Annotated in this window: 20 protein-coding genes and 1 pseudogene; 14 read left to right on the top strand and 7 right to left on the bottom strand. The window is 72.6% G+C overall.

Annotation, left to right across the window (positions count from 1 at the left end):
- Both ACFV2S_RS13410 and ACFV2S_RS13405 read right to left on the bottom strand, forming a co-directional pair.
- A pseudogene (locus ACFV2S_RS13410) lies at window positions 1–262 on the bottom strand (hypothetical protein); the annotation flags it as partial.
- A gap of 19 nt (window positions 263–281) precedes the next feature.
- A complete protein-coding gene (locus ACFV2S_RS13405; protein ID WP_385557340.1) occupies window positions 282–1313 on the bottom strand; it encodes an adenosine deaminase in 1032 nt (343 codons plus the stop codon).
- A 75-nt stretch (window positions 1314–1388) separates the two neighbouring features.
- Between ACFV2S_RS13405 and ACFV2S_RS13400 the strand changes: the two genes are divergently transcribed.
- Window positions 1389–2069: a DUF4190 domain-containing protein gene (locus ACFV2S_RS13400; RefSeq protein WP_383792269.1), complete on the top strand. Its 681-nt coding sequence runs from the start codon at window positions 1389–1391 to the stop codon at window positions 2067–2069.
- 62 nt (window positions 2070–2131) lie between these two features.
- Here the strand turns inward: ACFV2S_RS13400 and ACFV2S_RS13395 are convergent, their stop codons facing one another.
- Window positions 2132–2680 (bottom strand): NADAR family protein, encoded by a 549-nt coding sequence (locus tag ACFV2S_RS13395; protein ID WP_385557336.1) that lies wholly within the window; start codon window positions 2678–2680, stop codon window positions 2132–2134.
- A gap of 175 nt (window positions 2681–2855) precedes the next feature.
- Here ACFV2S_RS13395 and ACFV2S_RS13390 point away from each other — a divergent pair, with 175 nt between their 5' ends.
- The 8 genes from ACFV2S_RS13390 to ACFV2S_RS13355 all read left to right on the top strand — a co-directional run bounded on the left by ACFV2S_RS13390 (window position 2856) and on the right by ACFV2S_RS13355 (window position 12547).
- Complete coding sequence (locus ACFV2S_RS13390) at window positions 2856–4370, top strand: gamma-aminobutyraldehyde dehydrogenase (RefSeq protein ID WP_385557333.1); 1515 nt, start codon at window positions 2856–2858, stop codon at window positions 4368–4370.
- Window positions 4371–4419: 49 nt separating this feature from the next.
- A complete protein-coding gene (locus tag ACFV2S_RS13385; protein ID WP_385557330.1) occupies window positions 4420–5667 on the top strand; it encodes a spermidine/putrescine ABC transporter substrate-binding protein in 1248 nt (415 codons plus the stop codon).
- 43 nt (window positions 5668–5710) lie between these two features.
- On the top strand, window positions 5711–6877 hold the full coding sequence (locus ACFV2S_RS13380; RefSeq protein ID WP_383792259.1) for an ABC transporter ATP-binding protein: 1167 nt from the start codon (window positions 5711–5713) through the stop codon (window positions 6875–6877).
- A complete protein-coding gene (locus tag ACFV2S_RS13375) occupies window positions 6874–7800 on the top strand; it encodes an ABC transporter permease (protein ID WP_383792256.1) in 927 nt (308 codons plus the stop codon). The genes ACFV2S_RS13380 and ACFV2S_RS13375 overlap by 4 nt, the downstream gene beginning before the upstream one ends.
- Window positions 7800–8594, top strand: coding sequence for an ABC transporter permease (locus tag ACFV2S_RS13370; protein ID WP_383792253.1), 795 nt, complete (start codon window positions 7800–7802; stop codon window positions 8592–8594). The genes ACFV2S_RS13375 and ACFV2S_RS13370 overlap by 1 nt, the downstream gene beginning before the upstream one ends.
- Before the next feature lie 37 nt (window positions 8595–8631).
- Window positions 8632–10050 (top strand): NAD(P)/FAD-dependent oxidoreductase, encoded by a 1419-nt coding sequence (locus ACFV2S_RS13365; RefSeq protein WP_385557325.1) that lies wholly within the window; start codon window positions 8632–8634, stop codon window positions 10048–10050.
- Between the two features lie 117 nt (window positions 10051–10167).
- Complete coding sequence (locus ACFV2S_RS13360; protein ID WP_385557322.1) at window positions 10168–10647, top strand: hypothetical protein; 480 nt, start codon at window positions 10168–10170, stop codon at window positions 10645–10647.
- Between the two features lie 97 nt (window positions 10648–10744).
- Entirely contained in the window at window positions 10745–12547 is a 1803-nt protein-coding gene (locus ACFV2S_RS13355) for a chitinase (protein WP_385557319.1), read from the top strand.
- On the opposite strand, the gene ACFV2S_RS13350 is transcribed toward ACFV2S_RS13355, so the two are convergent.
- Both ACFV2S_RS13350 and gabT read right to left on the bottom strand, forming a co-directional pair.
- On the bottom strand, window positions 12483–13247 hold the full coding sequence (locus ACFV2S_RS13350; protein ID WP_385557316.1) for a phosphatase PAP2 family protein: 765 nt from the start codon (window positions 13245–13247) through the stop codon (window positions 12483–12485). The genes ACFV2S_RS13355 and ACFV2S_RS13350 overlap by 65 nt on opposite strands.
- 153 nt (window positions 13248–13400) lie before the next feature.
- Window positions 13401–14735: a 4-aminobutyrate--2-oxoglutarate transaminase gene (gabT, locus tag ACFV2S_RS13345; RefSeq protein ID WP_383792242.1), complete on the bottom strand. Its 1335-nt coding sequence runs from the start codon at window positions 14733–14735 to the stop codon at window positions 13401–13403.
- Window positions 14736–15012: 277 nt separating this feature from the next.
- On the opposite strand from gabT, the gene ACFV2S_RS13340 reads away from it, so the two are divergent.
- Together ACFV2S_RS13340 and ACFV2S_RS13335 are read left to right on the top strand one after the other, a co-directional pair.
- Window positions 15013–17526, top strand: coding sequence for an ATP/GTP-binding protein (locus ACFV2S_RS13340; protein ID WP_385557313.1), 2514 nt, complete (start codon window positions 15013–15015; stop codon window positions 17524–17526).
- 177 nt (window positions 17527–17703) lie between these two features.
- On the top strand, window positions 17704–19257 hold the full coding sequence (locus ACFV2S_RS13335) for a PucR family transcriptional regulator (RefSeq protein WP_385557310.1): 1554 nt from the start codon (window positions 17704–17706) through the stop codon (window positions 19255–19257).
- 82 nt (window positions 19258–19339) lie between these two features.
- On the opposite strand, the gene ACFV2S_RS13330 is transcribed toward ACFV2S_RS13335, so the two are convergent.
- Window positions 19340–19540 carry a hypothetical protein gene (locus tag ACFV2S_RS13330; protein ID WP_385557307.1) on the bottom strand — a complete coding sequence of 67 codons (201 nt, stop codon included), beginning with the start codon at window positions 19538–19540 and terminating at the stop codon, window positions 19340–19342.
- A 152-nt stretch (window positions 19541–19692) separates the two neighbouring features.
- Between ACFV2S_RS13330 and ACFV2S_RS13325 the strand changes: the two genes are divergently transcribed.
- Together ACFV2S_RS13325 and ACFV2S_RS13320 are read left to right on the top strand one after the other, a co-directional pair.
- Window positions 19693–20673 (top strand): EamA family transporter, encoded by a 981-nt coding sequence (locus ACFV2S_RS13325; RefSeq protein WP_385557304.1) that lies wholly within the window; start codon window positions 19693–19695, stop codon window positions 20671–20673.
- Window positions 20674–20821: 148 nt separating this feature from the next.
- A complete protein-coding gene (locus ACFV2S_RS13320; protein ID WP_383800460.1) occupies window positions 20822–22267 on the top strand; it encodes an aldehyde dehydrogenase family protein in 1446 nt (481 codons plus the stop codon).
- 84 nt (window positions 22268–22351) lie between these two features.
- Here ACFV2S_RS13320 and ACFV2S_RS13315 read toward each other — a convergent pair whose 3' ends face one another.
- The gene (locus ACFV2S_RS13315; protein WP_385557301.1) at window positions 22352–22666 is read right to left on the bottom strand and encodes a putative quinol monooxygenase; all 315 of its coding nucleotides are present in this window, start codon (window positions 22664–22666) and stop codon (window positions 22352–22354) included.
- Window positions 22667–22800: 134 nt separating this feature from the next.
- Here ACFV2S_RS13315 and ACFV2S_RS13310 point away from each other — a divergent pair, with 134 nt between their 5' ends.
- Window positions 22801–24723, top strand: a complete 1923-nt coding sequence (locus ACFV2S_RS13310; RefSeq protein ID WP_385557298.1) for an acyl-CoA dehydrogenase family protein — start codon at window positions 22801–22803, stop codon at window positions 24721–24723.
- The last annotated feature ends 266 nt before the right edge of the window (window positions 24724–24989 follow it).

Raw genomic sequence — 24989 nt, 5'->3', positions numbered from 1 at the left:
CCTCGACAAGACCCTCCTCGGCGCCCCCTGGCGCCCGCACCGGACCACCCCCACACAGCACGAGCACATCCAGGCCCAGGCCGCCTCCCCCCGCCCCCAGCAGCTGCCCGACCCCGAGCCCGCCCCCGCCCTCGCCCGCCCGCCGTATTTCGACATCGCCGGCGCCCGCCCCCCGCTCGATCGCCGCGGCGATCGAGGGGAGCGTGTTCTCACGGACGCGGTACGGGTCGCCGCGGTGGCCTACGGCAGTGACAGGGCGCATGGCCCCATTCTCGTCGGCGTCAGCGCGCGAGCCAGTCGTTCGTGTACGTGTCGATCTCGGCGGCGATCCGGGCCTTGCCGGCCGCGTCGAGGAAGGAGGCCTCCACCGCGTTCTTGGCGAGGCCGGCGACACCCCGCTCGTCGAGGCCGAGGAGACGGGCGGCGACGGCGTACTCGTTGTTGAGGTCCGTGCCGAACATCGGCGGGTCGTCGCTGTTGATCGTGACGAGCACCCCGGCGTCGACCATCTGCCGGATCGGGTGCTCCTCCAGGGTGGCGACGGCGCGGGTCGCGATGTTCGAGGTCGGGCAGACCTCCAGGGCGATCCGGTGCTCGGCGAGGTACGCGAGGAGCTCCGGGTCCCGGACCGAGCTGGTGCCGTGGCCGATGCGCTCGGCGCCCAGCTCGCGGATCGCGTCCCAGACGGTCTCCGGGCCGGTCGTCTCGCCCGCGTGCGGGACGGAGCGCAGACCGGCCGCGCGGGCCAGGTCGAAGTACGGCTTGAACTGCGGGCGGGGCACGCCGATCTCGGGGCCGCCGAGACCGAAGGAGACCAGGCCCTCCGGGCGCAGCCCGTCGGTGGTGGCGAGCCGAGCGGTCTCCTCGGCGGAGACGAGGCCGGCCTCGCCGGGGATGTCGAAGCACCAGCGCAGGATCGTGCCGAACTCGGTCTCGGCGGCCTTGCGGGCGTCCTCGATGGCCGCCATGAAGGCGTGCTCGTCGATGCCGCGGCGGGTGGAGGAGTACGGAGTGATGGTCAGCTCGGCGTACCGGATGTTCTGCCGGGCCATGTCCCGGGCGACCTCGAAGGTCAGCAGCCGGACGTCCTCGGGCGTGCGGACCAGGTCGACGACCGACAGGTACACGTCGATGAAGTGGGCGAAGTCCGTGAACGTGAAGTAGTCGGTGAGCGCCTCGGGGTCCGTGGGGACCTTGGAGTCGGGGTGCCGGGCCGCGAGTTCGGCGACGATGCGCGGTGAGGCGGAGCCCACGTGGTGGACGTGCAGCTCCGCCTTGGGAAGTCCGGCGATGAAAGGGTGGAGATCGGTCATCGGGTCATCGTAGGCCGGGCGGATCCCCCTCAGGGGTGAGGCCGTAGCATGGCGTGACCACGATGGGGGAGGCCCATGTCCGACAACCAAGACCAGTCGCGGGGCGGGTACGACCCGACCGACCCGTGGGCTCCGCCGAACCGCGACGGGGTGGAACTGAGCAAGCCGGCGACGCCGTCGCCCCCGCCGGTGCACGACCAGCCGACCATGACGTCCTTCCCGGCCGCGCCGGGAGCTCCGGCGGGGGACGTCCCGCCGCCCCCGGTCGCCCCCGGCGGCCCGGCGGCCACGCCGGGGTACGGCTACCCGGCGGACACGTCCGGCGGGTACGGCTACCCGGCCGCGGCCCCGGCACCGGCCCCGGCCTCGCCGGGGTACGGCTACCCCGCCGGGTACGGATCGGGATACGGCCAGCCCGGCTGGCAGCAGTCCCCGTCCAACGGCATGGGGACGACCGCGATGGTGCTCGGCATCATCGCCGTCGCGGGCTTCTGCATGTACGGCCTGGGTGTGATCCTCGGCGTCCTGGCGCTGATCTTCGGCATCATCGGCCTGAAGAAGGTCGGCCGGGGCGAGGCGACGAACCGGGGCATGGCGATCGCGGGCATCGTGCTCGGCTCGATCGGCACGCTGGTGAGCGCCGTTTTCCTGGGCTTCATCATCTGGGCCATCGCGCAGGACTCCTCGTCCTTCGAGGACTCCGGGAGCGACGACCCGTTCGCCTCGGTCCTCCAGATCGAGGGCGACGCCCACTGACGCCGTGACGCCCGCGCGAAAGGGGCCCCGCACCGACCGGTGCGGGGCCCCTTTCCCGTGCGTCAGGCGGTGCGCAGCCGCTCGCGCGCCTCCATCAGGGCGAAGCCGAGCAGATTGAGTCCGCGCCAGCGTGACGGGTCGTGGGCGCCGGGGGCGTCCGCGGCGAGTCCGATGCCCCAGATCCGGTCCAGCGGGCTGGCCTCGACGAGGACCCGCTCGCCGGTGCCCAGGAGGTACGCGCGCAGGGCCTCGTCCGAGGAGAACTTGTGGACGCTGCCCTCGACGACGATCCCGTAGCGCTCGCGCTCCCAGACGGCGTCGTCGAAGTCCCGCACGAGCCGGCCCGCCTTCTTGGCCTCCGCGGGGGTACGGGCGGTCACCGCGGCCCGCTCGGCTTCGGCGTCCCGGAAGAGACGGGCCTTGGCCGCCATCATCCAGTGCTCGGCGGTCGCATAGGTCACGCCGTCGACCACGAAGGGCGCCGGCCACCACTGGCTCAGACAGCTCGCCGAAAGGCGTCCTTCGGGGTGCGGACGGTGTCCCCAGAAATGCAGCCACTTCACCCGGTCACCCCTGGTGACCTGCTGTGTCAGCTCTTCGATCTTGCTCATACATGCGAGTCTGGCATTCGCCACGGACACTCCGTACGGAGATTTTCCGGCCGCCTCGACACATGGTCGACCGAATCCGTCGCGTAACCAAAAGGCAACAACGGAATCACTTGTTGGACCACTATCCCCATGCCAGGATCGGCACTCAATTCGAGCTGGGACAACGGAGAGCGTCATGAGCAACCGCTTCCAGGTGACGGACCGCTTCGCGGACGGCGCGCAGTACATCGGCGGAAGGCTCCGCGCCGGAACCTCAGGTCAGGAACACAGCGTGATCGACCCGGCGACGGGCGAGAGCGTGTACACGTACGCGCTCGCCTCCACCGCCGACGTGGACGAGGCCGTCGCCGCCGCCAAGGCCGCCTTCCCCGCCTGGGCGGGAGCCACCCCCGGCGAGCGCTCCGACGCGCTGCACCGCTTCGCCGGCGTCCTCGCCGACTGGGCCGAGGACATCGCCCGCGTCGAGTCGCTCCAGTGCGGCAAGCCGCTGAAGCTCACCACCGAGTTCGACGTGCCCGGCACGATCGACAACACGGCGTTCTTCGCGGGGGCCGCCCGCCACCTCCAGGGCCAGTCGGCCGCCGAGTACAGCGGCGACCACACCTCGTACATCCGGCGTGAGCCCCTCGGCGTCGTCGGCTCCATCGCCCCCTGGAACTACCCCCTCCAGATGGCCGCCTGGAAGATCCTCCCGGCGATCGCCGCGGGCAACACGATCGTCCTGAAGCCGGCCGAGCTGACCCCGCTCACCTCGATCATGTTCGCCCAGGCGGCGAAGGAGGCCGGAATCCCCGACGGTGTGATCAACATCGTCAGCGGCTCCGGGCGGGTCGTCGGCGAGCACCTCGTCGGCCACCCCGACGTCGTCATGACCTCCTTCACCGGATCCACCCCGGTCGGCAAGCGGGTCGCCGAGGTCGCCACCGCCACCGTGAAGCGGCTCCACCTCGAACTGGGCGGCAAGGCCCCGTTCCTCGTCTTCGACGACGCCGACCTGGAGGCCGCCGCCCACGGCGCCGTCGCCGCCTCCCTCATCAACAGCGGCCAGGACTGCACCGCCGCCACGCGCGCGTACGTCCAGCGCCCGCTCTTCGACGCGTTCGTCGCCCGGGTCGCGGAGCTCATGGAGACCGTCCGCGTCGGCGACCCGTTCGCGCCGGGCACCGACCTCGGTCCGCTCGTCAGCCACCGCCACCGCGACAGCGTCGCCGGCTTCGTCGAGCGCGCCCGCGGCTACGCCACCGTCGTCACCGGAGGCGAAGCCCCTGGTGGAGAGCTCAAGAACGGCGCATACTACCGTCCCACCCTGATCACCGGCGCCGCGCAGGACAGCGAGGTCGTGCAGTCGGAGATCTTCGGTCCGGTCCTGGTGGCCCTGCCCTTCGACGGCGACGACGAGGGCATCCGGCTCGCCAACGACACCCCGTACGGCCTCGCGGCCTCCGCGTGGAGCCGCGACGTCTACCGGGCCAACCGTGCCACGCGGGAGATCAAGGCGGGATGTGTGTGGGTCAACGACCACATCCCGATCATCAGCGAGATGCCCCACGGCGGCACCAAGGCCTCGGGTTACGGAAAGGACATGTCGGCGTACTCCTTCGAGGAGTACACGCAGGTCAAGCACGTGATGTTCGACAACACCGCGGTGGCGGCCAAGGACTGGCACCGCACGATCTTCGGGGACCGATAGCACCTCGCCGCGCGACCAGCGGCCCACCCATCCCGAAAGGGCACAGCGCATGGAGCAGTACGAGCCCGAGAGCCTGTCAGACGCGCAGCTGGCAGCGATACGGCGCAGCATGACGAGCGGCCGGGGCGCCCTCAGCCGCCGTTCGATGCTGCGTGCGGGCGGCGTCGGCGCGCTCACGGTCGGCGGTCTCGCCGGCCTGAGCGCCTGTGGCATCCCGCCGGCCAAGCGGGAGGGCCAGGGCCCCGCCTCCACCGACGACTCGGCCAAGGAGAAGAGCGTCGCCTTCTCCAACTGGACCGAGTACATGGACGTCAGCGAGGACGAGAAGTCCCGCCCGACCCTGGAGGCGTTCGCGAAGCGCACCGGGATCAAGGTCAAGTACACCGAGGACATCAACGACAACGTCGAGTTCTTCGGCAAGATCAAGCCGCAGCTCGCGGCCGGCCAGGACACCGGCCGCGACCTGATATGCGTCACCGACTGGCTCGCCGCCCGCATCATCCGGCTCGGCTGGGCGCAGAAGCTCGACCCGGCCAACCTGCCCAACGCGTACGCGAACCTGTCGGCGCAGTTCCGCCGCCCCGACTGGGACCCGGGCCGCTCCTACTCGTACCCGTGGACGGGCATATCCACCGTCATCGCGTACAACTCCAAGGCGACCGGCGGCAAGAAGGTCGACTCGGTCACCCAGCTCCTCGACGACCCCTCGCTCAAGGGCCGGGTCGGCTTCCTCACCGAGATGCGCGACTCCGTCGGCATGACCCTGCTCGACCTCGGCAAGGACCCGGGGAAGTTCACGGACGCCGACTTCGACGCGGCGATCGGGCGCCTCCAGAAGGGCGTCGACACGAAGCAGATACGCCGCTTCACCGGCAACGACTACACCTCCGACCTGGACAAGGGCGACATCGCGGCCTGCCTCGCCTGGGCCGGCGACATCATCCAGCTCCAGGCCGACAACCCGGACATCAAGTACTCCATCCCGTCCGCCGGATACATCACCTCCAGCGACAACCTGCTCGTCCCCGCGCAGTCCCGGCACAAGGCGAACGCAGAGAAGCTCATCGACTACTACTACGAGCTTCCCGTCGCCGCCCAGCTCGCCGCGTACATCAACTACGTGTGCCCCGTCGACGGGGTGAAGGACGAGCTCGCCAAGATCGACCCCGAGCTCGCGAACAACACGCTGATCCTCCCGGACAAGGCCATGGCCAAGAAGTCCCACGCCTTCCGCTCGCTCACCAGCGCGGAGGAGACGGCGTACGAGGAGAAGTTCGCCAAGCTCATCGGCGCCTGAGTCCGGCCTCGTCCACCTCTCTCACTCCCTGGGACCGCAACCCATGACTGACAAGACTGCGCACACCGGAAAGAACACGGGCGGCGACGTCCGTCTCACCGGGATCAGCAAGTCGTACGGCTCGTTCCACGCCGTCCACCCGCTGGACCTGACCGTCCCGCAGGGCTCCTTCTTCGCCCTGCTCGGCGCCTCCGGCTGCGGCAAGACCACCACGCTGCGCATGATCGCCGGCCTGGAGGACCCGAGCACCGGCACCGTCTTCCTCGGCGACAAGGACGTCACCGACCTCCCGCCGTACAAGCGGCCGGTCAACACCGTCTTCCAGTCCTACGCGCTCTTCCCGCACATGGACATCTCCGAGAACATCGCCTTCGGCCTGCGCCGCCGCGGCATCAAGTCGGTGAAGAAGCAGGTCGACGACATGCTGGAGCTCGTCCAACTCGGCGACAAGGCCCACCACAAGCCGCACCAGCTCTCCGGCGGCCAGCAGCAGCGCGTCGCCGTGGCCCGCGCGCTCATCAACCACCCGCAGGTGCTGCTCCTCGACGAGCCGCTCGGCGCCCTCGACCTCAAGCTGCGCCGCCAGATGCAGCTGGAGCTCAAGCGGATCCAGACCGAGGTCGGCATCACGTTCGTGCACGTCACCCACGACCAGGAGGAGGCCATGACCATGGCCGACCAGGTCGCGGTGATGAACGGCGGCCGGGTCGAGCAGCTCGGCGCCCCCGCCGACCTGTACGAGAACCCGCAGACCACCTTCGTCGCCAACTTCCTCGGCACCTCGAACCTGATCGAGGCCGAGGTCGCCGAGACCGGCGCCGACGTGGTCGTCACGGCCGGCGGCGGCAAGCTCAAGGTGCCCGGCGACCGCTGTACCCCCGCCGTCCGCCGGGGCGGCAAGGTGCTCGTGGGCGTCCGCCCCGAGAAGATCTCGCTCGCGCACGCCGACGACGCGGGCTCGATAGCCGACGGCCGCAACCGGGTGACCGGCCGGATCGTCGACTCCTCCTTCATCGGTGTCTCCACCCAGTACGTGGTGAACTCGCCGGCGGGCGCGGAGCTCCAGGTCTACGAGCAGAACATCGAAAGGGACACCCGGCTCGTCCCCGGTGCCCAGGTGGTCCTGCACTGGAACCCCGCCCACACCTTCGGCCTCGACGCCGCCCAGGACATCGACGCGGGCGTCGAGACGGTGGAGGACGCCTCGTGACGACCACCCTGGAGAAAGCCGCTCCTCCGACGGAGGAACCGGTCCTGCGCAAGCCCTCCACCCGCAAGCGGCTCGTCCCGTACTGGCTGCTGCTGCCCGGCATCGTCTGGCTGGTCGTCTTCTTCGCGCTGCCGCTGGTCTACCAGGCCTCCACCTCGGTGCAGACCGGCTCGCTGGAGAAGGGCTTCGAGGTCACCTGGCACTTCCAGACCTACTGGGACGCCTTCCAGGAGTACTGGCCGCAGTTCGTCCGCTCCCTGCTGTACGCCGGGACCGCGACCCTCCTCTGCCTCCTGCTCGGCTACCCGCTCGCGTACCTGATCGCCTTCAAGGCCGGCCGCTGGCGGAACCTGCTGCTCGTCCTGGTCATCGCGCCGTTCTTCACCAGCTTCCTCATCCGCACGCTCGCGTGGAAGACGATCCTGGCCGACGACAGCGTGGTGGTCGAGGCGCTCAACGCCCTGCACTTCCTCGACGTCACCAGCTGGCTCGGCTGGACCGAGGGCGACCGCGTCCTCGCCACCCCGATGGCGGTGGTCTGCGGTCTGACGTACAACTTCCTGCCCTTCATGATCCTGCCCCTCTACACCTCCCTGGAGCGGATCGACGGCCGGCTGCACGAGGCCGCGCAGGACCTGTACGCCTCCCCGGCCACCACCTTCCGCAAGGTGACCTTCCCGCTGTCGATGCCCGGCGTCGTCTCCGGCACCCTGCTCACCTTCATCCCGGCGAGCGGCGACTACGTCAACGCCGAACTGCTCGGCTCGACCGACACCAAGATGGTCGGCAACGTCATCCAGTCGCAGTTCCTGCGGGTCCTCGACTACCCGACGGCGGCCGCGCTCTCCTTCATCCTCATGGCGATCGTGCTGGGCATGGTCACCGTGTACATCCGCCGTGCCGGAACGGAGGACCTGGTCTGATGCGCTGGATACGACGCAACCTGGTCGTCATCGCGGGCCTGCTGACGCTCGCGTACATGATCCTGCCGAACCTCGTGGTGATGGCGTTCTCCTTCAACAAGCCGAAGGGACGCTTCAACTACTCCTGGCAGGAGTTCTCGCTCGACGCCTGGAAGGACCCCTGCGGCGTCGCCGACATGTGCGAGTCCCTCTCCCTCTCGCTCCAGCTCGCCGCCTGGGCGACGGTCGGCGCGGTCGTGCTCGGCACGATGATCGCCTTCGCGCTGGTCCGCTACCGCTTCCGGGCCCGCGGCGCGATCAACTCGCTGATCTTCCTGCCGATGGCGATGCCCGAGGTCGTCATGGCCGCCTCGCTGCTCACGCTCTTCCTCAACATGGGCATCGAGCTGGGCTTCTGGACGGTCCTGATCGCCCACATCATGTTCTGCCTCTCGTTCGTCGTGACGGCGGTCAAGGCCCGGGTCATGTCGATGGACCCGCGCCTGGAGGAGGCCGCGCGCGACCTCTACGCGGGTCCGACGCAGACCTTCCTGCGCGTCACGCTGCCGATCGCCGCGCCCGGCATCGCCGCCGGCGCCCTGCTCGCCTTCGCGCTCTCGTTCGACGACTTCATCATCACCAACTTCAACGCGGGCTCCACCGTCACCTTCCCCATGTTCGTCTGGGGCTCGGCGCAGCGTGGCACCCCCGTTCAGATCAACGTCATCGGCACCGCGATGTTCGTCCTCGCGGTACTGATGGTCGTGGCCGGGCAAATCATTACGAACCGGCGCAAGAAAACAGCAACAGCCTGAGCGAGAGCCGTCTCAGGCACCGAAGGAGTTGGAAACCATGGCCCCAGTCGCCATGCGTCTCGCTGCACAATCTCTCTCCGACGCCCAGCCCGTCCCCTTCTGGCTGGAAGACCCCGGCAAGCCCGGAGCCCTGCCCGCCCTCACCGGCACCGAGACGTGCGATCTCCTCGTGGTCGGCGGCGGATACAGCGGACTGTGGACGGCGCTCCTCGCCAAGGAGCGGAACCCCTCCACGGATGTCGTCCTGATCGAGGGCCGCGAGGTGGGCTGGGCCGCCTCGGGCCGCAACGGAGGCTTCTGCGCGGCCTCCCTCACGCACGGCTTCGGCAACGGCCTCGCCCGCTGGCCGGGCGAGCTGCCGAAGCTGGAGGAGCTCGGCGAGCGGAACCTCGACGCCATCGAGGAGGCCGTCGCCCGCTACGCGCTGGACTGCGAGTTCGAGCGCACCGGCGAGATCGACGTCGCCACCGAGCCGTACCAGGTCGAGGAACTGGCCGAGGTGTACGCGGAGCTCGACCGGCTCGGGCTCGCGGACGGCGTCGAGCTCCTCGACCGGGACGCCGTACGGGCCGAGGTCGACTCGCCCACCTTCCTCGGCGGCATGTGGGACAAGCGCGGCGTCGCCATGCTCCACCCGGCCAAGCTGGCCTGGGGCCTGAAGCGGGCCTGCCTCGACCTGGGCGTCCGGATCTACGAGAACACCCCCGGCACGCAGCTGGTGTCGGTCGGCGCCGGGATGGGCGTCCGCACGCCGTACGGCAAGGTCGTCGCCGGCCGGGTCGCGCTCGGCACCAACGTCTTCCCGTCGCTGGTCAAGCGCGTCCGGGCGTACACCGTCCCGGTCTACGACTACGCCCTGATGACCGAGCCGCTCAGCCCGGAGCAGCTCGCCTCGATCGGCTGGAAGAACCGCCAGGGCCTCGGCGACTCCGCGAACCAGTTCCACTACTTCCGGATCACCGAGGACCACCGCATCCTGTGGGGCGGCTACGACGCGATCTACCCGTTCGGCGGCAAGGTCAGCGCCGAGATGGACCACCGCCCGGAGACGTACCTCAAGCTCGCCGAGCACTTCTTCCGCTGCTTCCCGCAGCTGGAGGGGCTCCGCTTCAGCCACGCCTGGGGCGGCGCGATCGACACCTGCTCGCGCTTCTCGGCCTTCTTCGGCACGGCGCACCAGGGGAAGGTGGCGTACGCGGCCGGGTTCACCGGCCTCGGCGTCGGAGCCACGCGCTTCGGCGGCGACGTGATGCTCGACCTGCTCGCGGGGGAGCGCACCGAGCGCACCGACCTGGAGATGGTCCGCTCCAAGCCGCTGCCGTTCCCGCCCGAGCCGGTCGCCTGGGCCGGCATCGGCATCACCAAGTGGTCGCTCGCCCGCGCCGACGAGAACGGCGGGCGGCGCAACCTGTGGCTGAAGGCCATGGACCGGCTCGGCCTCGGCTTCGACAGCTGACGCAGGTCCGTGTGACGCAGATCACGACCGGCGAGTAGGCGAAGTCGCGTAAGAGAAGCCCCCGTACCCGCTCTCTCCGTGTGGACACCGAGTCCACACGGAGAGGAGATCGTCGCGATGACCGGTACGGGGGCTTCTGGCGTCAGGGCCGCGGTGGAATGGCTGGCCGCGGTCGCACCGGATCCCGAGGCCTGCCGGTGGGAGTGGGAGCGCAACCCCCACGGGGTCGCGCTGCTGCCCGCCGGCCGGCGCTGGGACGTCCTGATCCTGCCCGGGGAGCTCGGGCATCCCACGCTCGATGTGCTGACCCGCCTGGTGGACCGGCCGGGCCCGGTCCTGGCCGACTTCGGCGAGGCCCGGACGGGCTTCTTCGTCCCGCCGGGAACCGCCGCCCGCTGGCTCGGCACCGGGGTGCGCGGCGCGGGCCCCGGCACCTGGATCGTCGTCCCGTACCCGGGGCGGGCGACCGGCGCCGCCCGCTGGCTGGTGGCGCCGGACGGCCTGGGCACGCTCACCGACGCCTCCCTCCTGGAGCTGGCGATGCACGAGGCGGCGGGCCGGCTGGCCAGGGAGGGGAGGGGGCCGGGCGGGGGCTGAGCGGAGCTCCGGGCCGTGCAGAGGTCTTGACCACTCGATTGGTCTGGACCATGCTGTGGCGCGCTCCACCTCGATTCCCCCACCCCCGGAGGCAGTTGTGGACCGCACCAGACCCCTCACCCTGCTGTTGGCGGGCTCCCTCGCCGCCGGCGGGCTCCTCGCACTCACCCCGGCGGCCCAGGCCGCCGACACCGAACTCGCCCGCAACGGCGGCTTCGAGGCCGGCCTCGACGGCTGGACCTGCACGGCGGGCAGCGGCGCCGTCGTCGCGTCACCCGTGCACGGCGGGACGAAGGCGCTCCAGGCCACCCCCGCCGGCAGCGACAACGCCAAGTGCTCCCAGACCGTGACGGTGAAGCCCAACTCCAGCTACACGCTGAGCGGCTGGGTGCGCGGCAGCTACGTCTACCTCGGCGCCTCGGGCACCGGCACCACCGACGTCTCCACGTGGACGGGCTCCGCCCCCGACTGGCAGAAGCTCACCACCTCGTTCACCACGGGCGCCTCGACCACCTCGGTCACGATCTACACCCACGGCTGGTACGGCACCCCCGCCTACCAGGCCGACGACCTCTCCCTGTACGGCCCCGGCGGTGACCCGGTCCAGCTCCCGGCCGCCCCCACCGGCCTCACGGCGGGCTCCCCGACCTCCACCACGGTGCCGCTCACCTGGACGGCGGTCTCCGGAGCCACCTCGTACCACGTCTACCAGGGGGCCACCAGGGTCCAGACGGTCACCGCCCCCTCGGCCACCGTCTCCGGTCTCACCGCCTCCACCCCGTACACCTTCACGGTCACCGCCGTGAACAGCGCCGGCGAATCCCCGAAGTCCGGCGCGGTCACCGCGACCACGACCTCCGGCGGCGGCGGGGGCGGGGGCGGCCTCCCCGCGCACGCCCTCGTCGGCTACCTCCACGCGAGCTTCGCCAACGGCTCCGGCTACACGCGCATGGCCGACGTCCCCGACTCCTGGGACGTCATCGACCTCGCCTTCGGCGAACCGACCTCGGTGACCTCCGGCGACATCCGCTTCAGCCTCTGCCCGGCGACCGAGTGCCCCGGCGTCGAGTCCCCCGCCGAGTTCAAGGCCGCGATCAAGGCCAAGCAGGCCGCCGGCAAGAAGGTCCTCATCTCCATCGGCGGCCAGAACGGCCAGGTGCAGCTCGCCACCACCACGGCCCGCGACACCTTCGTCTCCTCCGTCTCGAAGATCATCGACGAGTACGGCCTCGACGGCCTCGACATCGACTTCGAGGGCCACTCGCTCTCGCTCCAGACCGGCGACACCGACTTCCGGAACCCGACCAGCCCGGTCGTCGTCAACCTGATCCAGGCGGTGAAGACCCTCAAGGCCAAGTACGGCGCGAACTTCGTCCTGACGATGGCCCCCGAGACCTTCTTCGTCCAGCTCGGCTACCAGTACTACGGCTCCGGTCCCTGGGGCGGCCAGGACCCGCGCGCCGGCGCCTACCTGCCGGTCATCCACGCCCTGCGCGACGACCTGACCCTGCTCCACGTCCAGGACTACAACTCGGGCTCCATCATGGGCCTCGACAACCAGTACCACTCGATGGGCGGCGCCGACTTCCACATCGCCATGACCGACATGCTCCTCACGGGCTTCCCGGTCGCCGGCAACACGGACCGCTTCTTCCCGGCCCTCCGCCCCGAGCAGGTCGCCATCGGCCTCCCCGCCTCCACCCAGGCGGGCAACGGCCACACCGCCCCGGCCGAGGTGAACAAGGCCCTGGACTGCCTCACGAAGAAGACGAACTGCGGCAGCTACCAGACCCACGGCACCTGGCCGTCCCTGCGCGGCCTGATGACCTGGTCGGTCAACTGGGACCGCTACAACCAGTGGCAGTTCTCGAAGAACTTCGACGCGTACACCTGGAACTGACGGCCAGCACGAGGAACGACAGGCAGAGGCTGGAGAACACGTCCAGCGGCCAGTGGAAGCCCCGCAGCACCAGGCCGGTCCCCGTCACCGCCGTCAGCACGGCGGCGACGGGGACCAGCCGGTTCGAGACCAGGAACGCCGCACCGAAGTACGCGACCGCCGCGGTGGCCGTGTGACCCGAGGGGTAGTAGCCCTGGGCCCAGGGCTCCAGCGGGCCGGGGCGGGCGGTCCACTCCTTCAGGGGGACCACCAGGAGGGGGACGGCCGCCATCGCGAGGCCGGCGTGGAGCGCGGCGGCGCGGCGGCCGCGCCACACCGCGTACGCCATCGCGCAGGCGAGCACCGGGAGGGCGACCGTCATGTCGCCGAGGTCGGAGGCGAGTTCGCTCAGGTGCCGGGGGACCGTGTCCACCAGGGACCGGGACACCCGCTCGTCGAGCCTGGCCAAGGGGCCGTGGACGAGCACCTGCCAGGTCACGACGGCGAGGGCGACGAGCGCCGAGAAGAGAGCCGGCCGCCCTGGAACAGGGGGGGTGGTTCCAGGGCGGCCGAAGGGATCGGGCTGCCGCGCGCCCCGGGGGGTGTGGGGCGGGCGGCCATCCGATCGGTGAGGAGTTCCGGGGCACGAGGCCCCGGTGGTGTGCGCGAAGGCACGGTGTGGGCGGTGCTGGGGGAGCTCCGCCCGGGGTGTTTCTCTCATCTGCGGAAACCGTACGTCACGGAAAGGGGGGCCGACAGCGGGAAACGTATCCCACCATCGGCCCCCCACAGAGTCTTCACACGGAGTGTCAGATCGGCGATTGGAACCGCGATCCGCACCGTGATCCGGCCCGCTGTCCGGCCCGTGACCGGATCAGATCTGCGCGAGCGCGGCCTCGATGACGTCCAGACCCTCGTTCAGCAGGTCCTCGCCGATGACCAGCGGCGGGAGGAAGCGCAGCACGTTGCCGTAGGTGCCGCAGGTGAGGACGAGCACGCCCTCGTTGTGGCAGTACTTGGCAAGGGCGGCGGCGGCCTCGGCGTGCGGCGCCTTGGTGGCCGGGTCCTTCACGAGCTCGATGGCGATCATGGCGCCGCGGCCGCGGATGTCACCGATGACCGGGAACTTCTCCTGCATGGCGGTGAGGCGGGCCTTCATGACCTCCTCGATGCGCTTGGCCTTGCCGTTGAGGTCGAGCTCCTTCATCGTCTCGATGGCGCCGAGCGCACCGGCGCAGGCCACCGGGTTGCCGCCGTAGGTGCCGCCCAGGCCGCCGCCGTGGACGGAGTCCATGATCTCGGCGCGGCCGGTGACGGCGGCGAGCGGCAGACCGCCCGCGATGCCCTTGGCGGTGGTGATGAGGTCCGGGACGATGCCCTCGTCCTCGCAGGCGAACCACTGGCCGGTACGGCAGAAGCCGGCCTGGATCTCGTCCGCGACGAAGACGATGCCGTTGTCGTTGGCGAACTTCACGATCGCCGGCAGGAAGCCCTTGGCCGGCTCGATGAAGCCGCCCTCGCCGAGGACCGGCTCGATGACGATCGCGGCGACGTTCTCGGCGCCGATCTGCTTGGTGATGTTGTCGATCGCCTGGGCGGCGGCCTCGGGGCCGCAGTTCTCGGCACCGGTGGGCCAGCGGTAGCCGTAGGCCACGGGCACGCGGTAGACCTCGGGGGCGAACGGACCGAAGCCCTGCTTGTACGGCATGTTCTTCGCCGTCATGCCCATGGTCAGGTTCGTACGGCCGTGGTAGCCGTGGTCGAAGACGACGACGGCCTGGCGCTTGGTGTACGAGCGGGCGATCTTCACCGCGTTCTCGACGGCCTCGGCGCCGGAGTTGAACAGCGCGGACTTCTTGGCGTGGTCGCCCGGGGTCAGCTCGGCGAGGGCCTCGCAGACCTCCACGTAACCCTCGTACGGCGTCACCATGAAACAGGTGTGGGTGAAGTCCTGGAGCTGCGCGGCGGCGCGGCGCACGACGGCCTCGGCGGACGCGCCGACCGACGTCACGGCGATGCCGGAGCCGAAGTCGATCAGGCGGTTGCCGTCGACGTCCTCGATGATGCCGCCGCCGGCCCGCGCGGTGAAGACGGGCAGCGTGGAGCCGACGCCACCGGCGACCGTGTCGAGACGGCGGGCCTGAAGCTCCTGCGACTTCGGACCGGGGATGGCGGTGACGATGCGCCGCTCCTGCGGGACAGCGTTCATGCGGGGCTCCTGGGGGTGTTCTGGACGCACTTGCGGGTTTCCTCCGCAGGCTAGGCGCGGGGGAGGGGCGGAGGCATGCGCCGATCGGGAGTGGTGACGGGTGTGTCGTTGTCCGGGATGGACATGACGCCTCCGCCTCCGCCGCGCGGACCGCGTCAGGACGGGCCTGAGACGGTTCGGCCGCACGGGTGGTCGAATCCCCTCCCGGCGGCCCGCGGCCCACTAGATTGACGGTGGCACAGACGCGGCGACCTGGCTGGTCAGGGGGCAGGGGTTCATGGAGACCGACGGCACGTACGAGTCACGCGACACCAGGGGGGGCGCGGTCCCGCGCCCGACGGCGCCGCCGACCGACGGCCGCGCCGGGTCCCACGACGTGCGGGGCGCCGGCCCCGGCGACCGGGGCGCCCACCCCGACCGCGCTTCCGGGCCCCCCGGAGCCACCCCTCACGTACCGGCTCCGCCGTCGGTGCCGCCGTCGGTGCCGCCCCGGCCGACGACCGCGCCCGCGGCGCCCGCCCCGCCCGTCGTCGCCTGGCTCGACGCCCCGCGGCCCGAGGCCGCGCCCGGGATCTGGCGCTTCCGGCACGTCCCGCCCCCCCCGCCCCGGGAGGCGCGGAAGCTCGCGCCCGTCACCGTCGCCGGGCTGCTGATCCCGCTCGTCGTGGGGCTGCTCCTCTGGTCGGCCTGGCGCCGCGGCGCGGTCCCCTACCAGTGGATCCCGCTCGCCACCTTCACCCCCGCCGACTGGTGGTACGCCGGAGGGACCTCGCCCCGCGACTGGCACGGCGGCGAGGCCCACGTCGTCTACGACGGGGTCTTCTTCGCCGTCCTCCTCTACGCGATGGCCCGCCTCGGCGCCTGGGCCGAACTCGCCCGGCACCTCCTGGCCGACCGCCGGCCGCCCGTGCGCGCGGCGTCCACCGCGGCCGCCGCGCTGATCGCCCTGACGTTCGTCTGGCCGGACGCCTTCCCCGGCGTCGGCTGGGACGCGCTGCCGGTCGTCGGCCCGCTGCTCTCCCTCGTGGTGCTCCTCGGCGGCGGATACGACGTCCTCGCCTCGCCGGTCCTCGTCTACACCCTGTACGCGCTGATCACGGCCGCGGTCCTGTGGCCCTTCGCGCGCCTCGGCGACTGGCCCGCCCTGGTCCGCGGGTGGCTCAAGGCCCGCGCCGCCGCCCCGGCGGACGGCACCCCGCCGCCCCTCGACCCGGCGGCGCCCGTACCCCTCTCGCACTGGCCCGAGCTGCGCGCGGCCGGGGAGCGGCCGGCGGCGGACCTGCTCGCCGCCGAGCTGCTGGCCGGACGCATGAACGACGTCGACTGCGTCCGGGTCCGCCGCGACCTGGAGCGCGCACGGACGCGTGCGGGCGGCCTCGCCTCCGTCGCGGACACCGTGCTCCGGCAGGGCGCCGCGGCCGGGGCGCACCCCTCCGGAGACCGCGACCTGCCCGGCCGCGCCGCCACCCACGACCTCCTCCTCGGCCAGGTCCGCATCGGCCGCTGCGCGGCCGAGGAGCGGAACCCGGCCGCCTACCGGGGCGTCGGCCTCGCCCTCGAACCGGCCGCGCTCGCCACCTCCCTGCTGGTCGTCGGCCCCTCCGGCGCGGGCAAGACCACCCGTCTGACCGGCCCGGTCGTCGAGTCGCTCACCCTGCGGGCCCTCACCGGCGGCTGCGCGGTCGTCGCCGTGGGCACGGCCGACGCGCCGCTCGGCCCGGACGCGGCGTACGACGTCGTGGTCCGCCCGGGCGACCCCGCCTCCCCGTACGACCTCGACCTGTACGCCGGCCTCGGCGACCCCGACGAGGCGGCCGCGCTGCTCGCGGAGGGCCTGGCGGGCGACGTCGAGCAGCTCGACGCCCGGCGCGCCGCCACCGTCCTCGCCCAGCTCATCGGCCCCTACCGGGCGGCCCACGGCCGCTTCCCGTCCGTGCCGGTGCTCCGCGAGCTCCTCGAAGCGGGCCCCGAGACGCTGACGGCCCTCCTCGAACGGCTCCCCGCCGACGCCGCGGCCATGCGCCGTGAGCTGGAGGCCCGGATCCGGCAGGCCGGCACCGCCGCCGACGCGGGGCCGGTCCTCGCGGACCGGCTCTCGCTCCTCGACCGGCCGGCGTTCGCCGAGTTCTTCGGCGCCGACGGGAGCGAGGTACGGCCCTTCTCGCTGAAGTCCGTCGCGCACCACCCGCTCCGCGTGCGGATCAAGCTGCCCGAGCGCGGCCACGAGGAGGCCTCGCGGCTCCTCACCCGGCTGGTCCTCGCCCAGTTCATGACGGCGGCCCGCACGGGCGCGCAGCGCGAGCACTTCGTCGCCCTCGTCCTCGACGACGCCACCGGGGCGATCACCCCGGGCACCGTCCGCTCCCTCCAGCGGCTGCGCCCCCACCACGCGGGTGTCGTGCTGGGGCTCCGCACCCTCGGCGAGGTCCCCGAGTCCCTGCACGGCCCGCTGCTCGGCGCCGTCGGCTGCCGGGTGGCGCTCTCCGGCATCACGACCTGGGACGGCCGGGGGTTCGCCGAGACCTGGGGCAAGGAGTGGGTGGAGACCACCGAGGTGGCCCACCACACGGTCTTCGCCGACCAGCCGATGACCCGCTTCATCCACGCCCTGCGCAAGAAGGTCACCGGCAAGGCCGTCACCACGGACGCCGTCACGACCCGGAAGGTGGAGCGCGAGCGGTGGTCCGCCTCCGACCTCGCGCACGCCGTGCCGCCCGGCCACGCCGTCGTGTCCCTGACGACGGCCCAGGGCACGCACACCCCACCGGTCCTGGTCGACCTCCGCGGCTGACCCGGCCGCCCGGCACCCGCCCGCCCCGCGCCCGACCCGTCCCACGGCTCGCGCGGCTGAGCGGGCTCCCGGTGGGGCTGGCACAATCGGGGGCGCCGCTCGGCTGAGCGGCGCCTCCCCCGGCCGTGCACGGCTCCCCCCGCGTGCGGTCCCCGCTCAAAGGTCCGACGGTCCCCAATGCCGCCCACCCTCGCCTCGCTCGTGCAGCACTCCGCCCTCAAGCTCATCGTCCGCGCCGGTGAGGACCGCCTCGACACCCCCGTCCGCTGGGCGCACGTCAGTGAGCTCGCCGACCCCGTGCCGTACATGGAGGGCGGCGAGCTCCTCCTCACCACCGCGCTCACCCTCGACGCGGAGGACCTGGAGGCGATGCGCCGCTACGTGCGGCGGCTGCTCGGCGCCGGGGTCGTCGGGCTCGGGTTCGCCGTGGGCGTCAACTACGAGGAGATCCCGAGCGCCCTGCTCGACGCGGCCCGCGAGGAGCATCTGCCGCTGCTCGAAGTGCCGCGCCGCACGCCGTTCCTCGCGATCAGCAAGGCCGTGTCGGCCGCCATCTCCGCCGACCAGTACCGGGCCGTCACCGCCGGCTTCGAGGCCCAGCGCGAGCTGACCCGCGCCGCGCTCGCCGAGGGCCCCGAGGCCGTCGTCGCGCGGCTCGCCGCCCACGTCGACGGCTGGGCCGCGCTGTACGACGCCTCCGGCGCCGTGGTCGCCGTCTCACCCGAGTGGGCGGCCCGCCGGGCCGCCCGCCTCACCCCCGACGTGGAGCGGCTGCGGGAGCGGCCCGCGCCCGCCAGCGCCGTCGTCGGCGGTACGGACGACCGGGTCGAGCTCCAGTCGCTCGGCACCGGCCGCCGGGTCCGCGGTGCCCTCGCCGTCGGCACGGGCGCTCCGCTCGGCACGGCCGAGCGGTACGCCGTCCACTCGGCGATCGCCCTGCTCACCCTCACGACGGAACGTTCCCGCTCGCTCCAGGCCGCGGAGCAGCGGCTCGGCGCCGCGGTGCTGCGCCTCATGCTCGCCGGTCAGCCGGAGGCCGCCCGCGCGGTGGCCGGAGACCTGTACGGAGAGCTGCTCGACGCGCCCTACCGGCTGCTCGTCGCCGAGCCCGCCGGGGGGGACACGGCCGGCGAACCGCCGCTCCCGGTGCTCGCCGAGGCCCTGGAGGCGGCCGCCGCCCGTGCGGGCGAGGCGGTGCTGGCCGTCGCCGAGAGCGCGCAGCGGCTCGTCGTCCTGGCCGGCGACGGGGGCGCTGTCGTCGGCGCCTGCGAGGGGTACGCGGAGCGGGAGGCGGAGGACGCGGGTGTCGTCGTGGGCCTCTCCGCCCCGGCGGGTCCGAGCGGCGCGGCCGCCGCGTACAAGCAGGCCGAGCAGGCGCTCTCGGTCGCCCGGCGCCGGGGCAGGGCCCTCGTCGAGCACGAGGACCTGGCGGCGGGCTCGGTGCTTCCGCTCCTCGCGGACGACGCCGTCCGCGCCTTCGCCGACGGGATGCTCCGGGCGCTGCGGGAGCACGACGCGACCGGCCGCGGCGACCTGGTGGCCTCGCTGCGCGCCTGGCTCTCCCGGCACGGCCAGTGGGACGCGGCGGCGGCGGACCTGGGGGTCCACCGGCACACGCTGCGGTACCGGATGCGACGGGTGGAGGAGATCCTCGGCCGTTCCCTGGACGATCCGGACGTCCGGATGGAGCTGTGGCTGGCCCTGAAGGCGACGGGCGAGGGCGCGGAGTAGCGCGTCGGACGCGGAGGGGCGGGGGCTCTGGGCCGTCTCTTTCGGATCTTTCCGGGCTCCGGACTGATCCGAAAGGAACGGCCTAGTCGGAGCCGCCGCCGGAGTTGTTGCCGTTCCCCCACCGCCTGCTCCGGCGCCGTTCGGCGCGGACCGCTTCGCCGCCCAGCAGGGTCACCGTGGCGATGGCCCGGACCCAGCGGGGGCCGCCGCGGGACGCCCACACCACGCAGGCGCAGCCGGCGACGGCGAGCGCCAGGACTCCGATCAGTACGTAAAGGATCATGAATTTCCCCCTGGGGTCGTACGGTCCCGGTCATCCTCCCACCCCTCCGCGCGCCTTCCCAGAGCTCGGATGTCGTCCGAAATCCGCTGAGCCTGCCCGGATCCGGGCAATTCTGTTGGTCGTCCGGGTCCGCACTCCCTAATCTCCTGCTCATGACAAGCCCTGCCGTCGACCCGGCCCCCGAGACGCACCCGGCCGCCCCCGGACTCCGTACCCCCGCCCCCGCCGCTCCCTCCGCACCGGCCCGCCGGATCACCGGCGCCGTCTGGGCCGCGCTCGGCATCGTGTACGTCGTGTGGGGGTCCACGTACCTCGGCATCCGGATCGTCGTCGAGACCCTCCCGCCGTTCCTCTCCGGCGGCGCCCGCTTCGTCACCGCCGGCCTGCTCCTCGCCGCGATCGTCGCCTGGCGGCAGGGCCCCGCCGCCCTCAGGGTCACCCGCCGGGAGCTCGGCTCCGCCGCCCTCGTCGGCCTGCTCCTCATCCTCGGCGGCAACGGCCTCGTCGTCCTCGCCGAGACCTCCATACCCTCCGGCCTCGCCGCGCTCCTCGTGGCCGCCGTCCCCGTCTGGGTCGTCCTGCTCCGCACGCTCCTCGGCGACCGCCCCGGCGCCGGCGCCTTCGGCGGCGTCCTGCTCGGCTTCGCGGGCCTCGGCGTCCTCACCGTCCCGGGCCTCAGCGGCGAGGTGAAGATCGGCGGCGTCGTCCTCGTCCTCGTCGCGGCCCTGCTGTGGTCCGCGGGCTCCGTCTCCTCCGCCCGGCTCACCCTGCCGGCCAACCCCTTCACGGCGAGCGCGTACGAGATGCTGGCCGGCGGCCTCGCCGCGCTCGGCGTGGGCCTCGTGCGCGGCGAGCACCACGGCCTCGACCTGGGCGCCGTCTCCGGACGCTCCTGGGCGGCCCTCGCGTACCTCGTCGTCTTCGGCTCGCTCGTCGCCTTCACCGCGTACGCCTGGCTCCTCCAGACCGCCCCGGTCTCCCTCGCCGCCACCTACGCGTACGTGAACCCGGTCGTCGCCGTCCTCCTCGGCGCCCTCGTCCTCGACGAGGCCCTGACCTGGCCGATCCTCCTCGGCGGCGCGATCGTCGTCGGCGGCGTCTGTCTCATCGTCTCGACCGAGCGACGGCGGTGATCCGCCGCGCGACGGAGCTCTTCGGCCGAAGCGGACAGAGCCGCCACCCCCACTACTCCATACCGGACAAGCCCCAGCCCGCCGTCCCGGCCCTACGGTGTCACCAGAGCAATCGCTCGCACCCCGAAACGGAAAGGGCCGGGACGCAATGACGACCACCCACGCCTTCTGGCTCGCCGGCCGTGAGGCCACCGGCGACGCCACCTTCGACGTCACGAACTCGTACGACGGACGTCTGGTCGGCAAGGTCAGCGTGCCCACCGAGGCCCAGGTCGAGGAGGCCGTCGCCGCCGCGCACGCCGTCGTCGACGAGTTCGCCGCGACCCCGGCGCACGTCCGCGCCGCCGCCCTCGACCACGTGTCGAAGCGGCTCGCCGAGCGCACCGAGGAGATCGCCCTCCTGATCTCCGCCGAGAACGGCAAGCCCATCAAGTGGGCCCGCGGCGAGGTCGGCCGTGCCGTCTCCGTCTTCCGTTTCGCCGCCGAGGAGGCCCGCCGCTGGAACGCCGGCGAGGCCCAGCGCCTGGACACCGAGGCCGGCGGCGCGGGCCGCCTCGCCCTCACCCGCCGCATCCCGCAGGGCGTCGTCCTCGGCATCGCGCCGTTCAACTTCCCGCTGAACCTCAGCGCCCACAAGGTCGCCCCGGCCATCGCCGTCGGCGCCCCGATCATCCTCAAGCCGGCCCCGTCGACGCCGATCTCCTCCCTGATCCTGGGCGAGATCCTGGCCGAGACCGACCTGCCGGCCGGCTCCTGGTCGATCCTGACCGTGCCGAACGACCGCATGCCCGCCCTCGTCCAGGACGAGCGCCTCCCGGTCATCTCCTTCACGGGCTCCGACAAGGTCGGCTACGCCATCCAGCAGTCGGTGCCGCACAAGCACTGCACCCTGGAGCTCGGCGGCAACGCCGCCGCCGTCGTCCTGCCCGACTGGTCCTCCGAGGCCGACCTGGACTGGGCCGCGAGCCGCATCGCGACCTTCTCCAACTACCAGGGCGGCCAGTCCTGCATCTCCGTGCAGCGCGTGATCGCCGACGCCTCGGTCTACGACCGCCTGGTGCCGAAGATCGTCGCCGCCGTCGAGGCGCAGGTCACCGGCGACCCGGCGGACGACGCCACCGACGTCGGCCCGCTCGTCGACGAGGCCGCGGCCAAGCGTGTCGAGTCCTGGGTCGACGAGGCCGTCGCGGCCGGGGCCAAGCTCCTCGCCGGCGGCAAGCGCGAGGGCGCCACCTACGCCCCGACCGTCCTCACCGACCTCCCCGCCGACGTGACCCTGGCCCGCGCCGAGGTCTTCGGCCCGGTCCTGACCATCGCCAAGGTCGACGGCGAGGCCGAGGCCTTCGCCGCGGTCAACGACTCGGACTTCGGCCTCCAGGCCGGCGTCTTCACCCGTGACCTGCAGACCGCCTTCCGCGCCCACCGCGCGCTGGAGGTCGGCGGCGTGATCGTCGGCGACGTCCCCTCGTACCGTGCCGACCAGATGCCGTACGGCGGCGCCAAGCGCTCCGGCGTGGGCCGCGAGGGCGTCAAGTACGCGATGGACGACTACACCTACGAGCGCGTGCTCGTCCTGACGGGCCTCGCGCTGTAAGGCGCACGCCCCACCGAGACCAGGCGGTCCGAGCCCACTGTGCGGGGGCTCGGGCCGCCTTCTCGCATGCCGGGACGGCCACCCCTACGCGCGGGGAGCCTCCACCGGCGCGTCCACGAGGCGGACGACCTCCGCCGGGCCCGCGCGGAAGGCCCGGTGCGCGGCGCCGGCCGCGACCATGTGCGGGGCGGCGTCGTGCGCGGCGAGGGCCTCGGTCGAGGCCCAGCGCTCGACCAGCGCGAAACGGTCGGGGTCGTCGGCCACCCGGTGGAGGTCGTACTGCAGGCAGCCCTCCTCGGCCCGCACCAGGGGGGCGAGCGCCTCGAAGGCGGCGAGCTGTTCCCCGCCCCTGCCGGGCAGCGTGGCGACGAGGACGATGAGCTTGATCGGCTGAGACATGCCGCGGACCCTACGCGCGGGCCCCGCCGGCGGGGCGGGGCGTCTCATCTGGAGGACGTACCCGGAGGAATCCCCTCCTCTTTCCGGACCCGCCGGAATCGGGTACGACGGACAGGAAGCCCAAGGAGGTGTCCATGTCCGCACCCGCCCAGCGGCCCAAGGTCACCGAGCGCGAGGCCCGGCAGGTCGCCGAGGCCGCGCGCGAGCGGGACTGGCACAGACCCAGCTTCGCCAAGGAGCTGTTCCTCGGCCGTTTCCGCCTCGACCTCGTCCATCCGCACCCGCTCCCCGCCGCCGAGGACGTCCGCCGCGGCGAGGCCTTCCTCGCCGTCCTCCGGGACTTCTGCGAGACCCGGATCGACGGCGCACGCATCGAGCGCGAGGCCCGCATCCCCGACGAGACGATCACCGGACTCAAGGAGATCGGCGCGCTCGGGATGAAGATCGACCCGGCGTACGGCGGGCTCGGCCTCACCCAGCTGTACTACAACCGCGCCCTCGCCCTCGTCGGCTCCGCGAGCCCCGCCGTCGGCGCCCTGCTCTCCGCGCATCAGTCGATCGGCGTACCGCAGCCCCTGAAGCTCTTCGGCACCCAGGAGCAGAAGGACGCCTTCCTGCCCCGGCTGGCCCGCACCGACCTCTCGGCCTTCCTGCTCACCGAGCCCGACGTCGGCTCCGACCCGGCCCGGCTCGCCACCAGCGCCGTGCCGGACGGCGACGCGTACGTCCTCGACGGCGTGAAGCTCTGGACGACGAACGGCGTCGTCGCCGACCTCCTCGTCGTCATGGCCCGCGTCCCCGCCTCCGAGGGGCACCGCGGCGGCATCACCGCCTTCGTCGTCGAGGCCGACGCGCCCGGCATCACCGTCGAGCACCGCAACGCCTTCATGGGCCTGCGCGGCCTGGAGAACGGCGTCACCCGCTTCCACCGCGTCCGGGTCCCGGCCGCGCACCGCATCGGCCCCGAGGGCGCCGGACTCAAGATCGCCCTCACCACCCTCAACACCGGACGGCTCTCCCTCCCCGCCGCCTGCGCGGGCGCCGCCAAGTGGTGCCTGAAGATCGCCCGGGAGTGGTCGGCGGAGCGCGAGCAGTGGGGCAGGCCCGTCGCCCGGCACGAGGCAGTCGGCACCAAGATCTCCTTCATCGCCGCCACCGCCTTCGCCCTGGAGGCCGTCGTCGACCTCGCGTCCCAGATGGCCGACGAGGACCGCAACGACATCCGCATCGAGGCCGCCCTCGCCAAGCTGTACGCCTCCGAGAAGGCCTGGCTGATCGCCGACGAGCTCGTCCAGATCCGCGGCGGGCGCGGCTACGAGACCGCCGACTCGCTCGCCGCCCGCGGCGAGCGGGCCGTCCCCGCCGAACAGCTCCTGCGCGACCTGCGGATCAACCGGATCTTCGAGGGCTCGACCGAGATCATGCACCTGCTGATCGCCCGCGAGGCCGTCGACGCCCACCTCTCCGTCGCCGGAGACCTCATCGACCCCGAGAAGTCCCTCGGCGACAAGGCGCGCGCGGGCGCCCGGGCCGGCGGCTTCTACGCCCGCTGGCTGCCGGGGCTCGTCACCGGCGCCGGACAGCTCCCCGGGGCGTACGGGGAGTTCGGCGCCCTCGCCGGACACCTCCGCTACATCGAGCGGACCTCCCGCAAGCTGGCCCGCTCCACCTTCTACGGGATGTCCCGCTGGCAGGGGCGCATGGAGCTCAAGCAGGCGTTCCTCGGGCGCATCGTCGACATCGGGGCGGAGCTCTTCGCGATGAGCGCGGCCTGCGTGCGGGCCGAACTCCTGCGCACCACGGGGGAGCACGGGGCGGAGGCCCACCGGCTCGCGGACGCCTTCTGCCACCAGGCGCGGCTCCGGATCGAGGAGCTCTTCGGCCGCCTCTGGTCGAACACGGACGACCTGGACCGGCGGATCGTCGACGGCGTCCTCGCGGGGCGCTACACCTGGCTGGAGGCGGGCGTCGTCGATCCGAGCGGCGACGGCCCCTGGATCGCGGACGCGACCCCGGGCCCGTCGACCGAGCAGAACGTCCACCGCCACATCCCATGACCCGGCCACGGACCGCCGTTGTGGGCTGCGCCCCACCGTTGTGGGCAATCGTTCCGCTGGGGCGGAACGGGTGGGCACAACGGAACGGCGCCCTTGCCGGCGCCAGAGGCTGCTGAGCCTGAACCCGCACCGCCGGTGACGGCACCCGGTGTTGCGGGTCCAGGCGCGGAACGCGGAGGCGCCGCGAGAGGGCGCCGTCCCGTGTGCCCACCCGTCCCGCCCCCCGGCGCCCATTGTCCCCACCCGGGCCCCGCGGGCGCGCCCAC

Source organism: Streptomyces sp. NPDC059695, assembly GCF_042733785.1.
GTDB lineage: Bacteria > Actinomycetota > Actinomycetes > Streptomycetales > Streptomycetaceae > Streptomyces.
Note: the sequence above shows the minus strand (reverse complement) of the source record. Positions and strands in the feature narration are given on the sequence as shown.

What these genes read in the sequence shown, in the direction of transcription:
- ACFV2S_RS13405 (WP_385557340.1), bottom strand. Translation starts at nt 1,313, where the DNA reads ATGACCGATCTCCACCCTTTCATCGCCGGACTTCCCAAGGCGGAGCTG.
- ACFV2S_RS13400 (WP_383792269.1), top strand. Translation starts at nt 1,389, where the DNA reads ATGTCCGACAACCAAGACCAGTCGCGGGGCGGGTACGACCCGACCGAC.
- ACFV2S_RS13395 (WP_385557336.1), bottom strand. Translation starts at nt 2,680, where the DNA reads ATGAGCAAGATCGAAGAGCTGACACAGCAGGTCACCAGGGGTGACCGG.
- ACFV2S_RS13390 (WP_385557333.1), top strand. Translation starts at nt 2,856, where the DNA reads ATGAGCAACCGCTTCCAGGTGACGGACCGCTTCGCGGACGGCGCGCAG.
- ACFV2S_RS13385 (WP_385557330.1), top strand. Translation starts at nt 4,420, where the DNA reads ATGGAGCAGTACGAGCCCGAGAGCCTGTCAGACGCGCAGCTGGCAGCG.
- ACFV2S_RS13380 (WP_383792259.1), top strand. Translation starts at nt 5,711, where the DNA reads ATGACTGACAAGACTGCGCACACCGGAAAGAACACGGGCGGCGACGTC.
- ACFV2S_RS13370 (WP_383792253.1), top strand. Translation starts at nt 7,800, where the DNA reads ATGCGCTGGATACGACGCAACCTGGTCGTCATCGCGGGCCTGCTGACG.
- ACFV2S_RS13365 (WP_385557325.1), top strand. Translation starts at nt 8,632, where the DNA reads ATGGCCCCAGTCGCCATGCGTCTCGCTGCACAATCTCTCTCCGACGCC.
- ACFV2S_RS13360 (WP_385557322.1), top strand. Translation starts at nt 10,168, where the DNA reads ATGACCGGTACGGGGGCTTCTGGCGTCAGGGCCGCGGTGGAATGGCTG.
- ACFV2S_RS13350 (WP_385557316.1), bottom strand. Translation starts at nt 13,247, where the DNA reads ATGAGAGAAACACCCCGGGCGGAGCTCCCCCAGCACCGCCCACACCGT.
- gabT (WP_383792242.1), bottom strand. Translation starts at nt 14,735, where the DNA reads ATGAACGCTGTCCCGCAGGAGCGGCGCATCGTCACCGCCATCCCCGGT.
- ACFV2S_RS13340 (WP_385557313.1), top strand. Translation starts at nt 15,013, where the DNA reads ATGGAGACCGACGGCACGTACGAGTCACGCGACACCAGGGGGGGCGCG.
- ACFV2S_RS13335 (WP_385557310.1), top strand. Translation starts at nt 17,704, where the DNA reads ATGCCGCCCACCCTCGCCTCGCTCGTGCAGCACTCCGCCCTCAAGCTC.
- ACFV2S_RS13330 (WP_385557307.1), bottom strand. Translation starts at nt 19,540, where the DNA reads ATGATCCTTTACGTACTGATCGGAGTCCTGGCGCTCGCCGTCGCCGGC.
- ACFV2S_RS13325 (WP_385557304.1), top strand. Translation starts at nt 19,693, where the DNA reads ATGACAAGCCCTGCCGTCGACCCGGCCCCCGAGACGCACCCGGCCGCC.
- ACFV2S_RS13320 (WP_383800460.1), top strand. Translation starts at nt 20,822, where the DNA reads ATGACGACCACCCACGCCTTCTGGCTCGCCGGCCGTGAGGCCACCGGC.
- ACFV2S_RS13315 (WP_385557301.1), bottom strand. Translation starts at nt 22,666, where the DNA reads ATGTCTCAGCCGATCAAGCTCATCGTCCTCGTCGCCACGCTGCCCGGC.
- ACFV2S_RS13310 (WP_385557298.1), top strand. Translation starts at nt 22,801, where the DNA reads ATGTCCGCACCCGCCCAGCGGCCCAAGGTCACCGAGCGCGAGGCCCGG.